The organism is Haemophilus seminalis, assembly GCF_006384255.1.
In the GTDB taxonomy this organism is placed as follows: domain Bacteria; phylum Pseudomonadota; class Gammaproteobacteria; order Enterobacterales; family Pasteurellaceae; genus Haemophilus; species Haemophilus seminalis.
Window position 1 is genome coordinate 359,502 of the sequence record NZ_VCED01000002.1, and the last position, 20,367, is coordinate 379,868.

Sequence of the window (20,367 nt, forward strand, 5' to 3'; positions counted from 1 at the left end):
CAATGTCAGCTAAGATTTCATATTTACACAACGTTAATTTGTACTTTTTCAACTGTTCTCACATTTAAAACTTGTTAATAACAGCATGCTCAAACTTCCTCCACTTTCCCTTTATGTACACATTCCATGGTGCGTTCAAAAATGCCCTTATTGCGATTTTAATTCGCACGCACAAAAAGGCGATATACCAGAACAAGACTATATTCATCACCTTCTGAAAGATCTGCAGGCCGATTTACAGCGCTTTAAAGATTCTATTCAACAGCGAAAACTCCATTCAATTTTTATAGGTGGCGGTACGCCAAGTTTATTCTCTGCAGAAAGCATTGCGTATCTCTTAAAAGAAATAAAAACGCAGATTGATTTTGAAGATAATATTGAAATCACATTAGAAGCTAATCCTAGCACGGTAGAAGCTGAACGTTTTAAAGGTTATGTATCCACAGGGGTTACGCGAATTTCTATGGGGATACAAAGTTTTAATGATGACAAATTACAGCGTCTTGGGCGAATTCATAATGCAGCAGAGGCAAAAAGTGCGGTCAATTTAGCGAAAGTTTCTGGGCTAAAAAGTTTCAATTTGGATTTAATGCACGGTTTGCCAAACCAAACGTTGGAAGAGGCTTTAGATGATCTTCGCCAAGCTATTGAGTTATCTCCTCCTCACCTTTCTTGGTATCAACTGACTATTGAGCCAAATACGATGTTTGCTTACCGCCCACCTAAATTACCGGATGATGATGAACTTTGGGATATTTTTGAGCAAGGCCACCAACTTTTAACCACAGCAGGATATCAGCAATATGAAATCTCAGCTTACGCAAAAACAGGTTTTCAATGTAAACATAATTTGAATTATTGGCGGTTTGGGGATTATTTAGCCATTGGCTGTGGTGCACATGGAAAACTGACCTTCCCTAATGGCAAGATTACCCGATTTTCTAAAACCAAGCACCCGAAAGGTTATTTGCGTGGCGAATATCTTTACGAAGAAAAAAACGTGCCAGAAATAGACCGCCCTTTTGAGTTTTTTATGAATCGCTTTCGTTTGTTAGAAGCGGTACCCAAACAAGAATTTGAAGATTACACAGGTTTATCGCAAAGTGCGGTGAAAAATCAAATTGATTTTGCCATTCAACAAAACTATATTGTGGAAAACTCTGATTATTGGCAAATCACTGAGCATGGCAAATTATTTCTTAATGAACTCTTAGAATTATTTTTAATAGAAGAGTAGCCAAAACATGAAATGGCACTGCTTGCGAAAAACATCTGCTCGGAAAATTACACTTGTTTATTAAATACTCTCGTAATAAAGTAAAGCAATCGTTCACTTATTAAAATAAGGAAAAGAAATGAATCAATTAGAAATGAAAAAACTCGCCGCACAAGCCGCATTAGAATATGTAAAAGCTGATACAATTGTTGGTGTGGGAAGCGGCTCCACGGTGAACTGCTTTATTGAGGCTTTAGGTACAATCAAAGATAAAATTCAAGGCGCAGTAGCGGCTTCAAAAGCATCAGAAGAATTATTACGTAAACAAGGTATCGAAGTATTTAATGCAAATGATGTCTCTAGCTTAGATATTTATGTGGATGGTGCGGATGAAATCAATCCACAAAAAATGATGATTAAAGGCGGCGGTGCAGCGCTCACTCGTGAAAAAATCGTCGCTGCCTTAGCGAAAAAATTTATTTGTATTGTGGATTCTAGTAAACAAGTGGATGTGTTAGGTTCGACCTTCCCATTACCAGTTGAAGTTATTCCAATGGCTCGTTCACAAGTAGGCAGAAAATTAGCCGCACTTGGAGGCGCCCCTGAATATCGTGAAGGTGTGGTGACTGACAACGGCAATGTGATTTTAGATGTGCACAACTTCACTATTTTAAATCCAGTCGAAATGGAAAAAGAATTAAACAACGTTGCGGGTGTCGTCACTAATGGGATATTCGCGTTACGTGGCGCAGACGTTGTGATCGTCGGTACGCCTGAAGGCGCCAAAATTATTGACTAATTCATAATAAAAATCATAAGGAAGCAAACATGACAAACAAAGTCTCTCTAGACAAATCAAAAATCAAATTTGTATTATTTGAAGGTGTGCATCAAAGCGCACTTGATACGCTCCATGCGGCAGGCTATACCAATATTGATTACTATAAAAAAGCACTAGATGGTAATGAATTAAAAGAAGCCATTAAAGATGCACACTTTATCGGCTTACGTTCTCGCACCCATTTAACGGCAGAAATGATTGAAGCTGCACCCAAATTAATCGCAGTGGGATGTTTCTGTATTGGCACCAACCAAGTGGATTTAAATGCGGCAAAAGCACGTGGAATCCCTGTATTTAATGCTCCATTCTCAAACACTCGTTCCGTCGCAGAACTTGTATTAGGTGAGATTTTATTACTCATGCGCAATGTGCCCCGGGCTAATGCCGAGGTGCATCGTGGTGTCTGGAATAAATCAGCGACTGGATCTCATGAAGTGCGGGGTAAAAAACTTGGAATTATTGGTTACGGCCACATTGGTTCACAATTAAGTATTATTGCGGAATCATTAGGCATGGATGTGTATTTCTACGATATCGAAAATAAACTTCCGCTTGGCAATGCCAAACAGGTTCGTAGCCTTGAAGAATTACTCAGTTCTTGCGATGTGATTTCATTACATGTTCCAGAGTTGCCATCTACCAAAAACTTAATGAATGCTGAGCGTATCTCACAATTAAAACAAGGTGCAATTTTGATCAATGCCGCGCGTGGTACAGTGGTAGATATTGATGCGCTCGCTCAAGCCTTAAAAGACGGGAAAATTCACGGTGCCGCAATTGATGTATTCCCAATTGAACCTGCGTCAATTAACGAGGAATTTGTCTCACCGTTACGCGAATTTGATAATGTTATTTTGACACCACATATCGGCGGTTCAACAGCAGAAGCACAAGAAAATATCGGTTTTGAAGTGGCAGGCAAATTTGTCAAATATTCAGACAATGGTTCTACGCTTTCTTCCGTCAACTTCCCTGAAGTATCTTTACCAGAGCACGAGGGAACAAAACGCTTATTGCATATTCACGAAAATCGTCCTGGTATATTGAACAAATTGAACCAAATTTTCGTCGAAGCTAACCTCAATATTGCCGCGCAATATTTACAAACTGACCCGAAAATTGGTTATGTTGTCGTGGATGTAGAAACGAATGATGCATCGCCATTACTGACAAAATTGAAGGAAATCTATGGCACAATTCGTGCGAGAGTACTTTATTAGTTAGAAAATAACCCAACTTATATGAGACAAGTTGGGTTATTTATTTTACTCGCTAGATTAAGTAAAGGAGAGCCTAGATTTTAGGATGGATTCAATTTAATTAAAAATTGTCTAGTCTTCTTAATTTCTTTCATAAGGTGCATCCGTTAAGGTCTTTAAAAAAGATTCTAGTGCATCAATTTCTGTATCAGTTAATGGTTTTCCTTTAAGCGCGTCGTGGCTTACAGTTGGTGCATATTCGGGCAAATCCCAGGGCTTACTGGTTTCTGGATTAATTTTTCGTGCAGGGTTATTGTAGCTATCTAAGAATAATAATACGGTGCGAAGTTTTTTAAATACTCCATTGTGCATGTAAGGTGCAGTAACTGCGACATTACGGAGTGTGGGTACTTTGAATTTTCCTTTTTGTTTTTCATCCCCCTTTACCATTGGATTATCGAGCAATCCATTATCAATCCAGTTATTGTCTAATTTATTATGTGCAATTAAGGCTTCATTCTTAGGAACACCAAGATTGAAATAACGATAGTTTGTGAAAGTTTCTTCTTCGTGATCGTCTGTCTGTAATTGATGACAATTACTGCAATTTGTTTTTTCTTTATCAAAAAATAATGCTTTTCCTAAAGATTCTTGTTCTGTGAGGGTATCCTTTCCAGCTAAAGTGCGGTCGTATTTTGAGCTGAATTGGTTAAATAAATCTAAATGTTCAAAAGTAGCTAATGCTTGTTCCATAATGGCATATATTTTCTGATTATCTTTCCATATTTCGGCACCGAAATATTTTGTAATGTAATCTTTCACGGCTTGATTTTCTTCAATACGTTTTACTACATCTGCTTTATCTTTCATGCCCATTTCTACAGGGTTTAATGGCGGACCTCCAGCTTGTTCAGCAAGATCTTTTGCTCTACCATCCCAGAATTGTCCACCCACATAATCTTTAATTTTTTCATCAAAATGGAAGCTAGGTGAATACTTAGCATAAAGTGCAGTTGGCGTGTTACGGTTACCAAATTTTGTTGGATCATCTCCTTGAGAGACCATATGAGCGATGTCATTTTGACGCAAGTCAGCAAAGGCTGCTGCTGGCATATGGCAAGTGGAGCAGGATTGGGTCTTATTATGAGAGAGGGATTTATCAAAAAAGAAAACTTCTCCAAGACCGAGTAAAATAGGATCGATTTTTTTTTCCTGTGCTAGACATAGAGTGGGGAGAATTAACATAGGAAGTAATAATTTTTTCATTTAGACTCCAATAAAAAATAGGTAAAAAACAAACCGCACTTTGGGTTTTATTCTATATGTTCACTCAAGAATCCACCGCTTTGGTGAGCCCATAGTTTTGCATATAGTCCATTGCGCTCCAGTAATTCAGCATGAGTACCTTGTTCAACAATTTGTCCTTTATCAAGCACAATCAGGCGATCCATTGCGGCGATGGTGGATAAACGATGAGCAATGGCAATCACTGTTTTATTTTCCATCATCTTATCGAGACTTTCTTGTATCGCCACTTCTACTTCTGAATCCAGTGCGCTTGTGGCTTCATCTAACAATAGAATTGGTGCATCTTTTAACATGACACGGGCAATAGCAATGCGCTGACGCTGACCACCTGAAAGTTTTACACCTCGTTCACCCACATGGGCATCATAGCCTTTTCTGCCTTGAGCATCAGTGAGAAATGGAATGAAATCAGCAGCTTCAGCTCTTTCAGCAGCTAAAACCATTTCTTCATCTGTGGCATTAGGGCGTCCATAAATAATATTATCACGAACAGAGCGGTGTAGCAGAGAAGTGTCTTGAGTCACTAAACCGATTTGGCGTCGTAAACTTTCTTGTTGCACATCTAGTACATCTTGCCCATCAATGGTAATCGCGCCTTGTTGTGCTTCATAGAAACGCAGCAATAAGTTTACAATCGTAGATTTTCCTGCACCAGAACGACCGATTAGTCCGACTTTTTCACCTGGTTTGATGGTGAGATTGAAATGATTGAGTAATGGTTTTGTCGGATCATAACCAAAGGTAATATCGTTAAATTTAATTTCCCCTTGCTTCACTTGTAACGGCGATGCTCGTGGTTTATCTACAATGGTATGAGGTTTAGTTAAAGTATTCATTCCGTCGTTTACGGTTCCGATATTCTCAAACAAACGGGCAGATTCCCACGTAATCCAACGAGAAAGCCCGTTTACGCGTAATGCCATTGCCGTTGCCGTTGCAATTGCACCCACGCCAACTTGCCCATTTTTCCATAAAATAATGCCGAGTACGGCGGTGCTTAGTGTAAGTAAAATATTAGCTGTATAGGTGAGAGTGTCCAGTGATGTGGCTAAGCGCATTTGGGCGTGCACTGTGACCATAAAATCTTCCATGGAACGCTTGGCATAAGCTGCCTCGCGCGAACCGTGAGAGAATAATTTTACTGTAGCAATATTGGAATAAGCATCTGTAATGCGTCCTGTCATTAAAGAACGTGCGTTCGCTTGTCGTTGAGCAGTCTTTGATAGTTTAGGAATAAGGGTTCGTAGGATAAAAATAAAAATCGTAATCCAAGCAATAAATGGCAGTAAGAACCAAGAATCTAATGCTGCGAGAACTAATCCTGATGTAATAAAATATACGATGACATATACAAACATATCCGCAAGTGTGAGTACCGTATCACGAACAGCAAGTGCGGTTTGCATTACTTTGGCAGATACTCTGCCAGCAAATTCATCTTGATAAAAACTCAAACTTTGTCCAAGCATTAAAAGATGGAAATTCCAACGTAATCGCATTGGAAATACACCTTGTAAGGTTTGTAAACGTACGGTAGAGGCTAAAAATCCCCACACGATGCTAATAAGTAATAGGGCAGCCATGCCAATTAATAAATGGCCTTTTTCTTGCCATAATGTCTCAGGCGTGAATGTCCCTAACCAATCTACAAGCGTTCCCATAAATTGGAATAATACGGCTTCCATTACACCAGTACCAACCGTTAGCACTGTCAGTAAGAGAATCCAGCCTTTCATTCCTTCAATGCTAGACCAAATAAAGCGCAATAAGCCTTTTTTAGGTGTTGTTGGATTACCTTCTGGATAAGGATTTAAACGGTTTTCAAACCATGAAAAAATTTTGTTAAACATATCTTTTCCTTAAAAAGAAAAGGCAACAGACGTTGCCTTTCAAAAAACTTGGCGATTATAGCGCAAAAATTCTCCAATTTATAGGCTAGCAGATTTTCTGTATTGGCTTGGTGAAAGTTGGTAGTAATTCTTGAAGGCTTTACTAAAATGCGCCTCCGATTGATACCCAACTTCTAAAGCAATAGCAAGTACGGATTGTTGGGATTGCTTTAATAAAAATGCCGCAGATTGTAACCGCACTTGAGTAATAAAACGCCCTGGCGACATACCAAGTTGTTGTTGAAAAACACGAATAAAGTTTGCTCGAGACATTGCAGAAAGATCGGCTAATTGTTCAATTCGCCAATCTTCTTGAGGGCGTTGTAATATCGCACCTAGCACCGCATTTAATCGCTTGTCTTGCAACGCGAGTAGCACACCGCCTGTAATTAAGTTCTCTTGAATCGCATGGCGTAAAATATAAATTAAAAGCACATTCGAAAGTGCATCGACGACAGATTTTGTACCTACATCGTTTTTTTGTGCTTCTTTTAGAAAAAGTTGAACCAAAGGATGAATCGGTGTATCGCATAAATTGAGATGCAAATATTCAGGCATAGAAGCGGTGAGGAGTGCATCTTGCTGATAATAAAACGCCCCACAGAACATTTTTAAATCAGGCGTGCCTTGCCCTACTTGATATAATTCAAATGCACCTTGCCAGCTTTTTTTCAATGATGCGTCCTTTGTTTTATCAGACGAATGACGCATAAAGTGCGGTTGATTTTGGGGAAGGAAAAAGATATCACCTTCCTTTAAATGAAATTGCTTTTGCCCGAGTGTAAGCCAGCATTCGCCTTGTTCAATAAGATGGAATACTCCTTTTCCTGCATCTTTTTCTTGATGGGCGACTTGCCATTCACCTTGAAATTCACAGCGAATATTAATTTCCCCACGCACTTGTGCTAAATGGGTGAGTTTATCTAAATAATCCATAATGAGATGTTAGCGATAAAAATTGAGATAAATAAGCAAGTATCATAATCCAATCTGCCTATAATTTGCCACACCAGTTTCGTTATTAATTCAATATATTTAGGAGAACATTATGTTTGCAGATTGGAAAGAAGAAACATCACACGTTAAAAAATCATTTGGTGCGTTAGGTAAACAATATCCAAAAATGTTACAAGCTTACCAAGCATTAGGCGCAGCAGCGGCAGAAGGCAACGTGCTTGACGATAAAACTCGTGAGCTTATCGCATTAGCCGTTGCTGTAACGACTCGTTGCGAAAGCTGCATTAGCGTACACGCAGAAGAAGCTGTAAAGGCTGGCGCAAGAGAAGCTGAAGTAGCAGCAGCATTAGCAATGTCTATCGCATTAAATGCAGGCGCCGCTTATACTTATTCTTTGCGTGCATTGGAAGCATATAACGTACAGAAAGGTTAATTACCCGTCATTCCATAGAGTTAAGTTGATTAAAATGAGCGTTATCTTCTGGTGATGCTCATTTTTCTATTCCGGTGTAATCCAGTCGACCGTCCAGCTTCCTGTACCTTCTGGAACTAATGTTTTTGTGAGATAAGGCAAAATTTCTTTCATTTGGGTTTCTAATGTCCAAGGTGGATTAATTACTACCATACCGCTTGCCGTCATACCTCGTTGATCGCTATCAGGGCGAACAGCGAGCTCAATTTTTAGAATTTTTCTAATTCCCGTTGCTTCTAAGCCCTTAAAAATACGTTTAGTTTGTTGGCGTAATACAACAGGATACCAAATCGCATAAGTGCCAGTGGCAAAACGCTTATAGCCTTCTTCAATAGCCTTGACGACAAGATCATAATCTTCTTTTAATTCATAAGGCGGATCGATTAGCACCAAGCCACGGCGTTCTTTTGGTGGTAGTGTTGCTTTGACTTGTTGAAAGCCATTGTCACATTTTACGGTGACATTTTTGTAGTCACTAAAATTATTTCGAAGAATTGGATAATCGCTAGGATGAAGTTCAGTCAATAGTGCGCGATCTTGTGGGCGTAACAATTCAGCAGCAATTAACGGTGAGCCAGCGTAATAACGTAGTTCTTTGCCACCATAATTGAGTTTTTTGATCATTTTTACATAACGAGCAATATCTTCGGGTAAGTCTGTTTGATCCCACAAGCGTCCAATACCTTCTTTATATTCTCCCGTTTTTTCTGATTCGTTTGAGTATAAACGATAACGACCTACACCAGAGTGCGTATCCAAATAAAAAAAGCCTTTTTCTTTGAGTTTAAGATTTTCCAAAATGAGCATTAAGACGATATGTTTCAAGACATCAGCATGATTGCCCGCATGGAATGAGTGACGATAACTCAGCATAATATATCCTTTGTTTAATAACGAAGGCAAGCCAATTGACTCGCCTGATTGTGCACTAAAGTGCGGTCATTTTTAGAAGAGTTCTTCTGGTTGTGCTGCAGGCGTTGGCGTATTGCCTTCATTATTTAAGCGTTGCTGTAACTCCGTAGGAACATAATAACCACGCTCTTGCATTTCCGAAAGATAGGTACGTGTCGGTTCAGTACCTACAATAAAATATTCTTTACGTCCACCAGCGGGAGAAAGCAACCCAGTCATCGTATCAATACTTTTTTCCATAATTTTTGGTGGTAACGGTAATTTACGTTCAGGTTTGTCGCTCAATGCAGTTTTCATATAAGCGACCCAAGCTGGCATCGCTGTTTTCGCACCCGCTTCTCCGCGCCCGAGTACACGTTTGTTGTCGTCAAATCCGACATAAGTTGTGGTTACTAAGTTTGCACCAAATCCTGCATACCAAGCCACTTTTGAACTGTTGGTGGTACCTGTTTTTCCGCCTATATCGCTACGTTTAATGGTTTGTGCAATGCGCCAACTGGTGCCTTTCCAGTCTAAACCTTGTTCGCCATAAATTGCCGTATTTAAGGCGCTGCGGATTAAAAATGCTAACTCGCCACTAATGACACGTGGTGCATATTCTATTTTCGACGAGGCATTTTTTGCTGCTGCCATTAAATCAATCGCATCTTCTTTAAGTGCGGTTACATTTGATTGTAATTCTGGCAGTTCAGGTACAGTTTCAGGTTGTTGATCAACTTCTTCACCGTTTGTGCTGTCATCTGATGGTTTTAAGGCATTTTCGCCTAAAGGAATATTTGCAAAGCCGTTGATTTTGTCTTTGGTTTCACCATAAACCACAGGGATATCATTACACTCAATACAAGCAATTTTAGGGTTTGCAACAAATAAGTCTTTACCCGCGTTATCTTGAATTTTTTCAATGATATAAGGTTCAATGAGGAAACCGCCATTATCAAATACCGCATAAGCTCTAGCCATTTCTAATGGCGTGAAAGAGGCTGCGCCAAGTGCTAAGGCTTCACTTGCAAAATATTGATCACGTTTAAAACCAAAACGTTGTAAAAATTCTGCTGTGAAATCAATACCTGCCGTTTGGATAGCACGAATAGCAATCATATTTTTGGATTGACCTAATCCTACGCGTAAACGCATTGGGCCATCATAACGATCAGGTGAGTTTTTTGGTTGCCACAATTTTTGTCCAGGTTTTTGAATAGAAATTGGGCTGTCTTGTAATACGCTAGAAAGTGTTAAACCTTTTTCTAATGCCGCTGCGTAAATAAATGGTTTAATAGAAGAACCCACTTGAACTAAGGATTGTGTTGCACGGTTGAACTTACTTTGTTCATAGCTAAAGCCACCAACAATGGCTTCAATCGCACCATTATCTGAGTTAAGTGATACTAATGCAGAGTTAGCTGCTGGAATTTGTCCTAATTGCCATTCACCATTAGTGAGTTGACGAATCCAAATTTGCTCACCTACTTTTACAGGATTACTTCTGCCAGTCCAACGCATTGCATTAGTAGATAGCGTCATTTTTTCACCTGATGCTAATAATAGATCCGCACCACCTTTTGCCATTCCAACCACGGCAGCTGGAATAAATGGGTTAGAATCTGGCAATTTACGTAAAAACGCTAGAATACGTTCATCATCCCAAGCAGCTTCATTTTTTTGCCATAAAGGCGCACCACCACGATACCCACGACGCATATCGTAATCAATTAAGTTGTTACGTACGGCTTTTTGAGCTTCAGCTTGGTCTTTTGAAAGTACAGTGGTAAATACTTTATAACCACTGGTGTAGGCATTTTCTTCACCAAAACGGCGAACCATTTCTTGGCGCACCATTTCAGTGACATAATCTGCCCGAAATTCAAATTTTGCACCATGATAACTGGCGACGATAGGCTCTTTTAATGCAGCATCATATTCTTCTTTGCTGATGTATTTTTCATCTAACATTCGGCTTAGCACCACATTGCGGCGTTCTTCTGAACGTTTTAAAGAATAAAGTGGGTTCATGGTTGAAGGTGCTTTTGGTAAGCCTGCGATAATGGCCATTTCCGATAACGTCAATTCATTTAATGATTTACCGAAATAGGTTTGTGCAGCAGCCGCAACACCATAAGAACGATAGCCTAAAAAGATTTTATTTAAATAAAGCTCTAAGATTTCTTGTTTAGTGAGGGTATTTTCAATTTCTACCGCAAGTACGGCTTCACGTGCTTTACGAATAATAGTTTTTTCTGGAGTTAAGAAAAAGTTACGTGCTAATTGTTGGGTGATCGTACTTGCACCTTGTGATGCGCCACCATTATTCACTGCAACAAATAATGCGCGCGCAATGCCGATAGGATCGAGGCCATGGTGATCATAAAAGCGGCTATCTTCCGTCGCTAAAAATGCATCAATTAAGCGTTGTGGTACTTCAGCTAATTTCACTGGAATACGTCGTTGCTCACCCACTTCACCAATTAATTTACCATCGGCCGTATAAATCTGCATTGGCTGTTGTAATTCAACGGTTTTTAATGCTTCTACTGAGGGCAATTCTGATTTTAGGTGGAAATACAGCATTCCGCCTGCGGCTAAACCTAAAATACATAAAGTTAATAGGGTACTAAATATTAATTTTGCGATCCGCATCGTAAAATTCTCGCTTCGTTAATGAATATTCTTGTCAAGAGACCTATGATTTGGCTGCTAAGTATAAAAGATTCAGCCTTTAAAGAATAGGAAAGAATATGCAATTCTCTCGGAAAAATCACCGCACTTTACAAATTGGTATTCACCGTAAGCAAGGTGATTTTGATTTAGTGTGGTTTGATGAACTTGAACAGCCACAATGTTATCAAGCGTCTATCAATGATAGCGATTTAAAAAATCGTTTTTTGCGACATTTAAAAACACAATATCAAGGGAAAACCTTTTCTTTGCAGTTTGTGGCAAGCATTTCCGTTCACTTGATTTGGTCGAAAGTATTAATGTTGCCGCAAATATTAAATGCGCAAGAATGTCATCAACAATGTAAATTTGTGATTGAGAAAGAGCTGCCCATTCCTTTAGAGGAATTGTGGTTTGATTATATTTCTACTCCGTTAAAGCAAGGTTTTCGTTTAGAGATTACGGCAATTCGAGAAGCGAGTGCGCAAACTTATTTGCAAGATTTTCAACCATTTAAAATTAATGTGTTAGATGTTGTTCCTCATAGCATCTTGCGTGCATTTCAATATTTGTTGAATGAACAAGTGCGGTCAGAAAATATCTTGTTTTTATTTCAAGAAGATGACTATTGTTTGGCGATTTGTGAAAGATCTCAGCAATCGCAAATTTTACAATCTCACGAAAATTTGACCGTACTCTATGAGCAATTTACCGAACGTTTTGATGGACAAATTGAACGAATTTTTGTGTATCAAATTCCTTCACGTCATACGCCATTACCAGAAAACTGGCAGCGAGTAGAAACGGATTTACCTTTTATCGCGCTTGGCAATGCGTTGTGGCAGAAAGATTTACATCAACAAAAAATGGGTAACTAAATGTCGATGAATTTATTACCTTGGCGTACTTATCAACATCAAAAGCGTTTACGTCGTTTAGTTTTTTATTTCGCTTTATTTATCTTACTTGCGATCAATTTAACCTTGGCTTTTAGCCATTTGATTGAACAACAGAAACAAAATTTGCAGGTGCAGCAAAAGTTATTTGAGCAACTCAATCAGCAATTTCACAAAACTACCACTCAAATTGATCTATTACGTAGTGCGGTGAGAGTTGGTGAAGTTTTGCAATCTCTCACGAATGGGCAAGTTCAAAATAGTTTGCAGCGGTTAAGTGAATTGCCTCTTCAGAAAGGCGAATTAAATCGATTTAAACAAGATGCTTATAACTTAAGTTTGGAAGGTCGAGCACAAGATCAAACAGAATTTGAATCGGTACATCAATTTTTAAATAAACATTTTCCCAATGTGAAATTAAGTCAGGTTCAGCCTGAACAACATACATTGTTTTTTCGCTTTGATATGGAACAAGGAGAGGAAAAGTGAAAGCCTTTTTTAACGATCCTTTTACTCCTTTTGGAAAATGGCTGAGTCAGCCTTTTTATGTGCACGGTTTAACTTTTTTATTGTTATTAAGTGCGGTGATTTTTCGCCCCATTTTAGATTATATCGAGGGGAGCTCGCGTTTCCATGAAACCGAAAGTGAATTAGCAGGGAAAAGGTCAGAATTGTTGCATCAACAGAAAATTTTAACCTCTTTACAGCAGCAATCGGAAAGCCGAAAACTTTCTTCAGAACTGGCTGCGCAAATTATGCCTTTGAATAAACAAATTCAACGTTTAGCTGCGCGTAACGGTTTATCTCAGAATTTACGTTGGGAAATGGGGCAACAGCCTATTTTGCATTTACAGCTTACTGGGCATTTTGAAAAAACGAAGACATTTTTAACCGCGCTTTTAGCTAATACGTCACAGCTTTCTGTAAGTCGGCTGCAATTTATGAAACCCGAAGACAGCCCATTGCAAACCGAGATCATTTTTCAGCTAGATAAGGAGGCAAAATGAAGTATTGGTTTTATCTGATTGCATTATTTTTTATGAATTGTAGTTGGGGACAAGATCCTTTCGATAAAACACAGCGTACTCGTTCTCAGTTTGATAACGCACAAACAGTAATGGAACAGACAGAAATAATTTCCTCAGATGTACCTAATAATCTATGCGGAGCAGATGAAAATCGCCAAGCATCTGAAATTCCTTTGAACGCTTTAAAATTGGTGGGTGTAGTGATTTCTAAAGATAAAGCGTTTGCGTTATTGCTGGATCAGGATTTGCAAATTTACAGCGTTTTAGAGGGCGTTGATGTGGCTAAAGAGGGTTATCTAGTGGAAAAAATTCATCAAAATAAAGTGAAATTTATGCGTAAACTAGGTGAGCAATGTGATAGCGCTGAACAGAAAGAATTAAGTTTTTAAAGGAAGATTATGAAGAAATATCTTTTAAAGTGCGGTTGTTTTTTAGTGTGTTTTTGTTTGCCATTAATCGTTTTTGCTAATCCTAAAACAGATAACGAACGTTTTTTTATTCGTTTATCGCAAGCGCCTTTAGCCCAAACACTGGAGCAATTAGCTTTTCAACATGATGTCAATTTAGTGATGGATGAGACGCTAGAAGGCAATATTTCTTTGAAATTAGATAATATTGATATGCCACGTTTGCTACAAATAATCGCTAAAAGTAAGAAACTTACTTTGAATAAAGATGAGGGTATTTACTATCTGAATGGAGGGCTATCAGGCAAAGGTCAAGTTACAGGAAATCTTACTACAAATGAACCGCACTTAGTGAGCCATACGGTAAAACTCCATTTTGCTAAAGCCTCTGAATTAATGAAATCTTTAACTACAGGAAGTGGCTCTTTGCTTTCTCCCGCTGGGAGCATTACCTTTGATGATCGCAGTAATTTACTGGTTATTCAGGATGAACCTCGTTCTGTGCAAAATATTAAAAAATTAATTTCTGAAATGGATAAGCCTATTGAGCAGATTGCTATTGAAGCGCGTATTGTGACGATAACAGATGAGAGTTTGAAAGAACTTGGCGTTCGATGGGGGATTTTTAATCCAACGGAAAATGCTGGGCGTGTAGCAGGTAGTCTCGCAGGCAATGGCTTTGAAAATATTGCGGATAATCTTAATGTAAATTTTGCGACAACAACGACACCTGCTGGCTCGATAGCATTACAAGTCGCGAAAATTAATGGGCGATTGCTCGATTTAGAATTGAGCGCTTTGGAGCGTGAAAATAATGTAGAAATTATCGCAAGTCCTCGCTTACTAACTACCAATAAGAAAAGTGCGAGCATTAAACAGGGTACAGAAATTCCTTATGTTGTGAGTAATACTCGTAACGATACACAATCTGTGGAATTCCGTGAGGCAGTACTTGGTTTGGAAGTGACGCCACATATTTCTAAAGATAACAATATTTTGCTTGATTTATTAGTGAGCCAAAACTCACCTGGTTCTCGTGTCGCTTATGGACAAAACGAGGTGGTTTCTATTGATAAGCAAGAAATTAATACTCAGGTGTTTGCCAAAGATGGGGAAACTATTGTGCTTGGTGGTGTGTTCCACGATACGATAACAAAAAGCGAAGATAAAGTGCCAGTACTTGGCGATATACCTGGCATTAAACGATTGTTTAGTAAAGAAAGTGAACGACATCAAAAACGTGAGCTAGTGATTTTTGTGACACCGCATATTTTAAAAGCGGGAGAAACGTTAGAGGCGTTGAAACAAAAAAGTGCGGGTAAAAAATAACTTTTTTAGATGATGAATTTTTTTAATTTTCGCTGTATCCACTGCTGTGGTAATCTTCATATCGCAAAAAATGGGTTATGTTCATGTTGCCAAAAACAAATTAAATCTTTTCCTTATTGCGGTCATTGTGGTGCAGAATTGCAATATTATGCGCAGCATTGTGGTAATTGCCTTAAACAAGAACCTAGCTGGGATAAGATGGTCATTATTGGGCATTATGTTGAGCCACTTTCTATATTGATTCACCGTTTTAAATTTCAAAATCAATTTTGGATTGACCGCACTTTAGCTCGACTTTTATATCTTGCGGTGCGAGATGCTAAACGAACGCATCAACTTAAATTGCCAGAAGCAATCATTCCAGTGCCGTTATATCATTTTCGCCAGTGGAGACGAGGTTATAATCAGGCAGATTTATTATCTCAGCAATTAAGTCGTTGGCTGGGTATTCCTAATTTGAACAATATCGTAAAGCGCGTGAAACATACCCATACTCAACGTGGTTTGAGTGCGAAAGATCGTCGTCAGAATTTAAAAAATGCCTTTTCTCTTGTTGTTTCGAAAAATGAATTTCCTTATCGTCGTGTCGCGCTGGTGGATGATGTAATTACTACTGGTTCTACACTCAATGAAATCTCAAAATTGTTGCGAAAATTAGATGTGGAGGAGATCCAAGTGTGGGGGCTGGCGCGGGCTTAATATAAAGCACTGGAAAAAAAAGCGCGATGAGCGTATTATTCCTGATACTTTCTCTCAAGTATTTAGGACATAATTATGGAACAAGCAACCCAGCAAATAGATATTTCTGATGCCGCACAAGCGCATTTTCGAAAACTTTTAGACACGCAAGAAGAAGGAACGAATATTCGTATTTTCGTCGTTAATCCTGGCACCCCTAACGCGGAATGTGGTGTATCTTATTGCCCACCGAATGCCGTGGAAGAAAGTGATTTTGAAATGAAATACGATACTTTTTCTGCATTTATTGATGAGGTCAGCCTGCCTTTCTTAGAAGAAGCAGAAATTGATTATGTTACCGAAGAGCTTGGTGCACAACTTACCTTAAAAGCACCGAATGCCAAAATGCGTAAGGTGGCTGATGATGCCCCATTAATTGAACGCGTAGAATACGTGATTCAAACTCAAATTAATCCACAGCTTGCAAGTCATGGTGGACGTATCACCTTAATTGAAATTACTGAAGATGGTTACGCAATTTTACAATTCGGTGGTGGTTGTAATGGTTGCTCAATGGTGGATGTTACGTTAAAAGATGGCGTAGAAAAACAACTTATTAGCCTATTCCCGAATGAATTAAAAGGTGCAAAAGATGTAACCGAACATCAGCGTGGAGAACACTCTTATTATTAGTGAGTGGTAAAAAGAAGATTTATAATAGCCGCACTTTGAAAGTGCGGTTATTTTTATGGAGTAAAAAATGAAAACACTTCATCCAAATGATTTTGGTTATTGGTTGTTTACTCAAGGTTCGAATCTTTATTTACTGAATAATGAGTTGCCTTGTGGTATGGCTAAAACGCTTGGAATGGAAGGATTGCAGGCAATGCAAATCGGTGAATGGAAAAATCATCCGTTGTGGCTTGTGGCTGAGCAAGAAAGTGATGAACGGGAATATGTAAGTTTGCGTGGATTACTTTCACTGCCGGAGGATGAATTCCATGTATTAAGCCGAGGTGTGGAAATTAATCATTTCCTGAAAACTCATAAATTCTGTGGAAAGTGCGGTCATAAAACACAACAAACTCAAGAAGAGCTTGCCGTGCAATGCACTCACTGCGGGTATCGAACTTATCCTGTAATTTGCCCATCCATTATTGTAGCGGTTCGACGCGGTCATGAAATTCTATTGGCAAATCACAAGCGTCATTATCACCCGAACGGAGGAATGTATACCACTCTTGCTGGTTTTGTAGAAGTCGGTGAAACATTTGAACAAGCAGTGCGGAGAGAGGTTTTTGAGGAAACAGGGATTTTGATAAAAAATATTCGTTATTTTGGTAGTCAGCCTTGGGCATTTCCGAATTCTCAAATGGTCGGTTTTCTTGCTGATTATGAGAGAGGTGAAATTACTTTGCAGGAAAGTGAAATTCATGATGCGCAGTGGTTTTCTTATGATCAACCCTTGCCAGAATTACCGCCAACAGGTACTATCGCACATAAACTTATACATACAACGCTTGAGCTTTGTCGAGCAGAGGATAATCAGAAGGAAATCTAAATGTCAGTATTAAAAAATGATCGTTATTTAAAAGCTTTATTACGTGAATCAGTGGATTACACCCCTGTTTGGATGATGCGTCAAGCTGGACGTTATTTGCCTGAATATAAAGCGACGCGTGCCCAAGCAGGAGATTTTATGTCACTTTGTCGCAATGCTGACTTAGCTTGTGAGGTGACGCTCCAACCGCTTCGTCGTTATGATTTAGATGCTGCGATTTTATTTTCTGATATTTTGACTATTCCAGATGCTATGGGGCTAGGTTTAAGTTTTGGCGCGGGGGAAGGTCCTAAATTTGCCCGACCAATTGAGTGTAAAAGCGCAGTAGAAAATTTACCAATTCCAGATCCAGAGGAAGAACTTCAATATGTCATGAATGCTGTACGCACAATTCGTGGTGAGCTAAAAGGCGAGATCCCTCTTATTGGTTTCTCTGGTAGTCCTTGGACATTAGCTACTTATATGGTAGAAGGTGGCTCAAGTAAGACTTTCGGAAAAATTAAAAAAATGATGTATTCTGATTCGAAAACACTTCATTTATTACTCGATAAATTAGCTGATTCCATCACGCTTTATTTGAATGCTCAAATTAAGGCTGGCGCTCAAGCTGTGATGATCTTTGATACTTGGGGCGGAGTGTTGGGACATAGAGAATATTTAGATTTCTCTCTTCAGTATATGCATAAAATTGTAGATGGATTGATTCGTGAGAATGATGGTCGTCGAGTACCTGTCACATTGTTCACCAAAGGTGGTGGTTTATGGTTAGAAGCCATAGCTAATACCGGATGTGATGCGATTGGATTAGATTGGACAGTGAATCTTGCTGATGCTAAAGCACGTGTAGGGCATAAAGTTGCATTGCAGGGTAATATGGATCCAAGCGTGTTGTATGCATCATCAGAGCGTATCGAACAAGAAGTTCAGTCAATCTTAGCTGATTTTGGTACTGGAAGTGGTCATGTATTTAATCTTGGGCATGGAATTCATCAAGATGTACCAGAAAATGCGCCTAAAGTTTTTGTAGATGCGGTGCACCATTATTCTAGAATCTATCATAAATAAGAGAATATCATGCGAAATCCAATTCATAAACGTTTGGAGAATTTAGAAAGTTGGCAACATCTTACTTTTATGGCTGCTTTATGTGAACGTATGGCTCCAAATTTTAAATTGTTCTGTCAAATGAACGAGCTTAGCGCTGAAGCCAAAACGTATCAAAATATTCTCAATTTGGTGTGGGAATATTTAACGGCTAAAGATGCCAAGATCAACTTTGAAAATCAGCTGGAGAAATTGGAAACGATTATTCCTGATGTGAATGATTACGAGAGTTTTGGTGTTGTGCCGGCGTTAGATGCTTGTCAGGCTTTAGCTGAAATTTTACATGCTATTATTGCGGGTGAAACATTAGAAAGAGCGGTGGAAATGAGTTTAATTTCTTTAGGTACGGTAACAAGTTTATTGGAAACTGAAACAGGGCGAGATTGGTCGGACAGCGAACTTAAAGAAAGTGAAGATATTCAAGCTGAACTTGATGTGCAATGGCAAGTTTATCGTTTACTTAAAGAATGTGAAAAACGTGATATTGAATTAATTTTAGATTTAAAAAACGAGATCCGAACCGAGGGGATCTCTAATATTGGTATAGAATTTCATCAATAACGTGAGATTTGTCACAATTTTTAAAAATCTTGCTTTTAATTCATCGTAAGTTAGATTATCCTTTGCACAGCTTTTGTGGTTAGCCCGCAGGCATATTTTGAAGAGTCAAATTTTTATTTAACAGAAGGTACAAATTTATGAACAAAACAGATTTAATTGATGCAATTGCAAGCGCTGCAGAATTAAACAAAAAACAATCTAAAGCTGCGTTAGAAGCGACTTTAGAAGCGATTACTGCAAGCCTCAAAAAAGGTGAACCTGTACAATTAATCGGTTTCGGTACATTCAAAGTAAATGCACGTGCTGCACGTACTGGTCGTAACCCACAAACTGGTGCTGAAATTAAAATCGCAGCATCTAAAGTGCCAGCGTTTGTATCTGGTAAAGCATTAAAAGATGCAATCAAATAATTAATATTTGAATGATTTTAAACCCTGCCAATGAGCAGGGTTTTTTGTTGACTAAAATTTACTTTACAAAACAATATTCTTTAAATAAACTTTCGAACCGAAATTTATTGTATCTAAGGATAGCTTTATGAAAAAAAGTAGCCAGCCTCGTAATACTAAACAACGTCGCCATACTATTATGCAACTTTTGCAAGAACAAGGTGAAGTGAGTGTAGAACAGCTGGGGCAACTTTTTGATATATCTGAAGTGACTATTCGGAAAGACTTAAGTGCGCTAGAAACAAATGGTTTTTTATTGCGTAAATATGGTGGCGCAATTTTAATGCCAAAAGAAATTATTGATGAGAATGAAAATGATGAACTTACGAAACGAAAGTTTGTCATCGCGAAAGCCGCTGCCGAACGTATTCGTGATCATAACCGTATTATCGTAGATAGCGGTAGTACTACGGCGGCTTTGATTAAGCAACTTAACTTAAAACAAGGCTTAGTGGTCATGACGAATTCACTTTCGGTGGCAACAGAATTAAGAGCATTAGAAAATGAGCCAACGTTGCTAATGACAGGAGGAACTTGGGATACTCGTTCGGAATCATTTCAAGGAAAAGTAGCTGAGCAGGTGCTACGTTCTTACGATTTTGACCAACTTTTTATTGGTGCTGATGGCATTGATTTAGCGAGAGGTTCTACGACTTTTAATGAACTTGTAGGATTAAGTCAGGTGATGGCGGAAGTTTCTCGCGAAGTTGTTGTGATGGTAGAATCTCAGAAAATTGGTCGGAAAATGCCCAATTTAGAATTAACTTGGCAACAAATTGATGTGCTTATTACTGATACGGGATTATCAGAACAAGATAAACAAGCCATTTTAGCTCATGGCGTAGAAGTAATTTGCGTATAAAGTGCGGTTAAAAATTAGACGTATTTTTTATTTAATGAACAATAAG

The 20,367-nt window shown here is 38.7% G+C and carries 21 protein-coding genes; 16 read left to right on the forward strand and 5 right to left on the reverse strand.

Features of this window, described 5'->3' with window-relative positions; all coding sequences use genetic code 11:
• Positions 1–85 precede the first annotated feature (85 nt).
• The 3 genes from hemW to serA all read left to right on the forward strand — a co-directional run bounded on the left by hemW (position 86) and on the right by serA (position 3,277).
• Positions 86–1,237: a radical SAM family heme chaperone HemW gene (gene hemW / locus FE813_RS04140; protein ID WP_139989534.1), complete on the forward strand. Its 1,152-nt coding sequence runs from the start codon at positions 86–88 to the stop codon at positions 1,235–1,237.
• A 118-nt stretch (positions 1,238–1,355) separates the two neighbouring features.
• Positions 1,356–2,015 carry a ribose-5-phosphate isomerase RpiA gene (gene rpiA, locus FE813_RS04145; RefSeq protein ID WP_139989535.1) on the forward strand — a complete coding sequence of 220 codons (660 nt, stop codon included), beginning with the start codon at positions 1,356–1,358 and terminating at the stop codon, positions 2,013–2,015.
• Between the two features lie 29 nt (positions 2,016–2,044).
• Positions 2,045–3,277, forward strand: coding sequence for a phosphoglycerate dehydrogenase (serA, locus tag FE813_RS04150; RefSeq protein WP_139989536.1), 1,233 nt, complete (start codon positions 2,045–2,047; stop codon positions 3,275–3,277).
• A gap of 120 nt (positions 3,278–3,397) precedes the next feature.
• Here the strand turns inward: serA and FE813_RS04155 are convergent, their stop codons facing one another.
• From FE813_RS04155 to FE813_RS04165, 3 genes are all read right to left on the reverse strand, one after another.
• A complete protein-coding gene (locus FE813_RS04155) occupies positions 3,398–4,522 on the reverse strand; it encodes a cytochrome-c peroxidase (protein ID WP_139989537.1) in 1,125 nt (374 codons plus the stop codon).
• A gap of 47 nt (positions 4,523–4,569) precedes the next feature.
• The gene (locus FE813_RS04160) at positions 4,570–6,414 is read right to left on the reverse strand and encodes an ABC transporter ATP-binding protein (RefSeq protein WP_139989538.1); all 1,845 of its coding nucleotides are present in this window, start codon (positions 6,412–6,414) and stop codon (positions 4,570–4,572) included.
• Between the two features lie 78 nt (positions 6,415–6,492).
• Positions 6,493–7,389, reverse strand: a complete 897-nt coding sequence (locus FE813_RS04165; protein ID WP_139989539.1) for a cupin domain-containing protein — start codon at positions 7,387–7,389, stop codon at positions 6,493–6,495.
• A 112-nt stretch (positions 7,390–7,501) separates the two neighbouring features.
• Between FE813_RS04165 and FE813_RS04170 the strand changes: the two genes are divergently transcribed.
• The gene (locus FE813_RS04170) at positions 7,502–7,843 is read left to right on the forward strand and encodes a carboxymuconolactone decarboxylase family protein (RefSeq protein WP_139989540.1); all 342 of its coding nucleotides are present in this window, start codon (positions 7,502–7,504) and stop codon (positions 7,841–7,843) included.
• Between the two features lie 66 nt (positions 7,844–7,909).
• Here the strand turns inward: FE813_RS04170 and FE813_RS04175 are convergent, their stop codons facing one another.
• On the reverse strand, positions 7,910–8,755 hold the full coding sequence (locus tag FE813_RS04175; protein ID WP_139989541.1) for a 23S rRNA (adenine(2030)-N(6))-methyltransferase RlmJ: 846 nt from the start codon (positions 8,753–8,755) through the stop codon (positions 7,910–7,912).
• A 72-nt stretch (positions 8,756–8,827) separates the two neighbouring features.
• The gene (locus FE813_RS04180) at positions 8,828–11,428 is read right to left on the reverse strand and encodes a penicillin-binding protein 1A (protein ID WP_139989542.1); all 2,601 of its coding nucleotides are present in this window, start codon (positions 11,426–11,428) and stop codon (positions 8,828–8,830) included.
• A gap of 98 nt (positions 11,429–11,526) precedes the next feature.
• Between FE813_RS04180 and FE813_RS04185 the strand changes: the two genes are divergently transcribed.
• From FE813_RS04185 to FE813_RS04240, 12 genes are all read left to right on the forward strand, one after another.
• Positions 11,527–12,324, forward strand: a complete 798-nt coding sequence (locus tag FE813_RS04185; RefSeq protein ID WP_139989543.1) for a type IV pilus biogenesis protein PilM — start codon at positions 11,527–11,529, stop codon at positions 12,322–12,324.
• A complete protein-coding gene (locus FE813_RS04190; protein ID WP_139989544.1) occupies positions 12,325–12,831 on the forward strand; it encodes a PilN family protein in 507 nt (168 codons plus the stop codon).
• On the forward strand, positions 12,828–13,349 hold the full coding sequence (gene comC, locus FE813_RS04195) for a competence protein ComC (protein WP_139989545.1): 522 nt from the start codon (positions 12,828–12,830) through the stop codon (positions 13,347–13,349). Before FE813_RS04190 ends, comC begins: the two co-directional genes overlap by 4 nt.
• Positions 13,346–13,759 (forward strand): pilus assembly protein PilP, encoded by a 414-nt coding sequence (locus tag FE813_RS04200; RefSeq protein ID WP_139989546.1) that lies wholly within the window; start codon positions 13,346–13,348, stop codon positions 13,757–13,759. The genes comC and FE813_RS04200 overlap by 4 nt, the downstream gene beginning before the upstream one ends.
• 9 nt (positions 13,760–13,768) lie before the next feature.
• Positions 13,769–15,106: a type IV pilus secretin PilQ family protein gene (locus FE813_RS04205; RefSeq protein ID WP_139989547.1), complete on the forward strand. Its 1,338-nt coding sequence runs from the start codon at positions 13,769–13,771 to the stop codon at positions 15,104–15,106.
• Positions 15,107–15,118: 12 nt separating this feature from the next.
• The gene (locus FE813_RS04210; RefSeq protein ID WP_180978685.1) at positions 15,119–15,805 is read left to right on the forward strand and encodes a ComF family protein; all 687 of its coding nucleotides are present in this window, start codon (positions 15,119–15,121) and stop codon (positions 15,803–15,805) included.
• 75 nt (positions 15,806–15,880) lie between these two features.
• Complete coding sequence (nfuA, locus tag FE813_RS04215) at positions 15,881–16,477, forward strand: Fe-S biogenesis protein NfuA (protein ID WP_139989549.1); 597 nt, start codon at positions 15,881–15,883, stop codon at positions 16,475–16,477.
• Positions 16,478–16,544: 67 nt separating this feature from the next.
• A complete protein-coding gene (gene nudC / locus FE813_RS04220; protein ID WP_139989550.1) occupies positions 16,545–17,345 on the forward strand; it encodes an NAD(+) diphosphatase in 801 nt (266 codons plus the stop codon).
• Positions 17,346–18,410, forward strand: a complete 1,065-nt coding sequence (gene hemE, locus FE813_RS04225) for a uroporphyrinogen decarboxylase (RefSeq protein WP_139989551.1) — start codon at positions 17,346–17,348, stop codon at positions 18,408–18,410. It abuts the gene before it with no gap.
• 9 nt (positions 18,411–18,419) lie between these two features.
• Entirely contained in the window at positions 18,420–19,010 is a 591-nt protein-coding gene (locus FE813_RS04230) for a YjaG family protein (protein ID WP_139989552.1), read from the forward strand.
• Between the two features lie 137 nt (positions 19,011–19,147).
• Positions 19,148–19,420 (forward strand): HU family DNA-binding protein, encoded by a 273-nt coding sequence (locus FE813_RS04235; RefSeq protein ID WP_139989553.1) that lies wholly within the window; start codon positions 19,148–19,150, stop codon positions 19,418–19,420.
• Between the two features lie 127 nt (positions 19,421–19,547).
• Positions 19,548–20,321, forward strand: coding sequence for a DeoR/GlpR family DNA-binding transcription regulator (locus FE813_RS04240; protein WP_139989554.1), 774 nt, complete (start codon positions 19,548–19,550; stop codon positions 20,319–20,321).
• Positions 20,322–20,367: the final 46 nt, after the last annotated feature.